The following is a 2298-nucleotide window of genomic DNA, read 5'->3' as shown; positions in this document are numbered from 1 at the left end:
GTCGCGGCCGCCACGACCTCGCTGAGGTTGTGCGGCGCCATGTTGGTCGCCATGCCGACCGCGATGCCGCTCGCGCCGTTCACGAGCAGGTTGGGGTACGCCGCCGGCAGCACGGACGGCTGCTGGAACTGACCGTCGTAGTTGGGGATGAAGTCGACGACGTCCTCTTCGAGGTTCTCCGTCAGCGACAGGGCGGGGGAGGCCAGGCGTGCCTCGGTGTAACGCGCCGCTGCGGGCCCGTCGTCGAGCGAGCCGAAGTTGCCGTGGCCGTCCACGAGCGGCACGCGCAGCGCGAAGTCCTGCGCGAGGCGCACGAGCGCGTCGTAGATGGCCGAGTCGCCGTGCGGGTGCAGCTTTCCCATCACCTCGCCGACGACGCGCGCGCTCTTGACGTGGCCGCGGTCGGGCCGCAGGCCCATCTCCGCCATCTGGTACAGGATGCGCCGCTGCACGGGCTTGAGGCCGTCGCGTGCGTCGGGGAGCGCGCGCGAGTAGATGACCGAGTAGGCGTACTCGAGGTACGACCCCTGCATCTCCTGCTCGAGGTCGATGTCCTCGATGCGCTCCTCGACCGGTTCGGTCGAGCTCGGGGAGGCGGGGGGCTTTCGGGCCATGCTTCTCTTTCTCATAGCGCCTCCGTGCGGAGGAGCGGTGGGCTCCGGGCTCGGGCCCCGGAGCGGGCGAAGCGCGTTGTGCGAGACTTGCCCGGATGTCCCCCATCGTACCGACGGGCCCCGCTTCGGCCCGGAGCCTCACCGGAGTTGCGCCGGAGATCCTGCGGTCGCTGTCCGGCACGTCCGGCTGGTTGCGCCCCGCCGGTTCCGCGGTGCTCTTCGTGATCGACGGGCTCGGCGCGCATCAGCTCAGGGCGCACGCCGGGCACGCCCGACGGCTGTCGTCGTACGGCGGGCGGAAGGACGTCGCCCGCACGGTGTTCCCTTCGACGACCGCCGCCGCGCTGTCGTCCATCCTGACCGGGTCGGATCCCGGCGAGCACGGGTTGGTGGGGTATCGCGTCCTGGATCCGGATCGCGGCCGGCTCGCGAATCAGCTGAACGGCTACGAGCGGGACGGGCTGGACCCGGCGACCTGGCAGCGGCGCCCGACCGTGTTCGAGCGGGCGATCGCCGAGGGCCGCCGCGCCTTCGCGGTCGGCCTCGCGGAGTACGCGACGACGGGTCTGACGGGAGCCATCCTGCGCGGCGCCGAGTACGTCGCGTCGGACGACATCCGGATGCGCGTGCGCCTCGCCTACGAGCTCGCGGCGCGGGAATCGGGCTCGCTCGTGTACTGCTACCTCCCGGAGGTCGACAAGGCCGGGCACCGCCGCGGCGTGGCCTCGGACGCGTGGATGTCGGCGCTCGAGGACATCGATGCGGCGTTCGCGACCCCGGTTCCGCCCGGCGTGGGCGCCATCGTGACGGCCGATCACGGCATGGTCGACGTGCCGCGGCATCGGCACGTGCTGCTCGGCGACGGCGACCCGCGCCTGGACGGCGTCGCCCACCTGGGCGGCGAGCCTCGTCTGCTGCACGTCTACCTGGAGCCCGGCGTGGATGCGCGCGCGGCCGCCGACGTGTGGGCCTCGGTCTCGGGCCGGACGGCGGACGTCGCGACGCGCGAGGAGGCGATCGCGGACGGGCTGTTCGGCACGGTGTCCGACGACGTCAGGCCGCGGATCGGCGACCTCCTCGTGGCCGCGCGCGGAGCCTGGGCGTTCTACGACGACCGGCTCGAGGACAAGCGCGCACAGGACATGATCGGCCAGCACGGCTCGGTCACGCCCGAGGAGGTCGTGGTGCCGCTGCTGCGACTCGGAACGTACGCGGGCTGAGTGCCGCGGCCCGGGCCGTCAGTCGTCGCTGCGCGCGCCGAAGACGATCTCGTCCCAGGACGGCATCGAGGCCCGTCCGCGCCGGCGCCGGCTCTCATCGGTCTCAGCGGGGGTCTCCTCCCGCTCCTCGGCCTGCTCGGGCACGGCGTCGAACAGGGCCACGGGCGCGCGGCGGTCGCTCTCCGCGGCGCCGCCGGCGGGGTGGTCGGCCGTGCGGTCGACGAGCTCCGCGTCGAACGCGGGAGCCGGCTCGCGCTGGCCGCGCCGGCGCCGGAGCGCCTCGAGCAGGTCGGCCGTGTCGGAACTGGCGTTCTGCGAGGCGGGGGCGCGCTTGGTGGCGAAGTCCCGCACCGCGGCGGGGGAGGAGTCGTGCTCGGACTGCGGCTCCGGCAGGCGACGCGGGCCGAACGCTCCGGAGTCGAACCGGTCGTCCTCGCGCTCATCCGCGGGCTCGCTCCCGTGCA

Annotated in this window: 2 protein-coding genes and 1 pseudogene; 1 reads left to right on the top strand and 2 read right to left on the bottom strand. The window is 73.6% G+C overall.

The window, feature by feature from the left end; genetic code table 11:
* Positions 1 to 614: DNA gyrase subunit A (locus tag RIF89_RS14100; RefSeq protein WP_309069709.1), on the bottom strand; the 614-nt coding region annotated here is incomplete at its 3' end.
* Between the two features lie 95 nt (positions 615 to 709).
* Between RIF89_RS14100 and RIF89_RS14095 the strand changes: the two genes are divergently transcribed.
* Positions 710 to 1834, top strand: a complete 1125-nt coding sequence (locus RIF89_RS14095) for an alkaline phosphatase family protein (protein WP_309069708.1) — start codon at positions 710 to 712, stop codon at positions 1832 to 1834.
* Between the two features lie 18 nt (positions 1835 to 1852).
* Here the strand turns inward: RIF89_RS14095 and RIF89_RS14090 are convergent.
* A pseudogene (locus RIF89_RS14090) lies at positions 1853 to 2298 on the bottom strand (DUF3071 domain-containing protein); the annotation flags it as partial.

The sequence above is a fragment of the Microbacterium sp. genome, assembly GCF_031178525.1.
In the GTDB taxonomy this organism is placed as follows: domain Bacteria; phylum Actinomycetota; class Actinomycetes; order Actinomycetales; family Microbacteriaceae; genus Microbacterium.
This window is presented reverse-complemented; position numbering and strand designations above follow the sequence as displayed.

What these genes read in the sequence shown, in the direction of transcription:
- RIF89_RS14095 (WP_309069708.1), top strand. Translation starts at nt 710, where the DNA reads ATGTCCCCCATCGTACCGACGGGCCCCGCTTCGGCCCGGAGCCTCACC.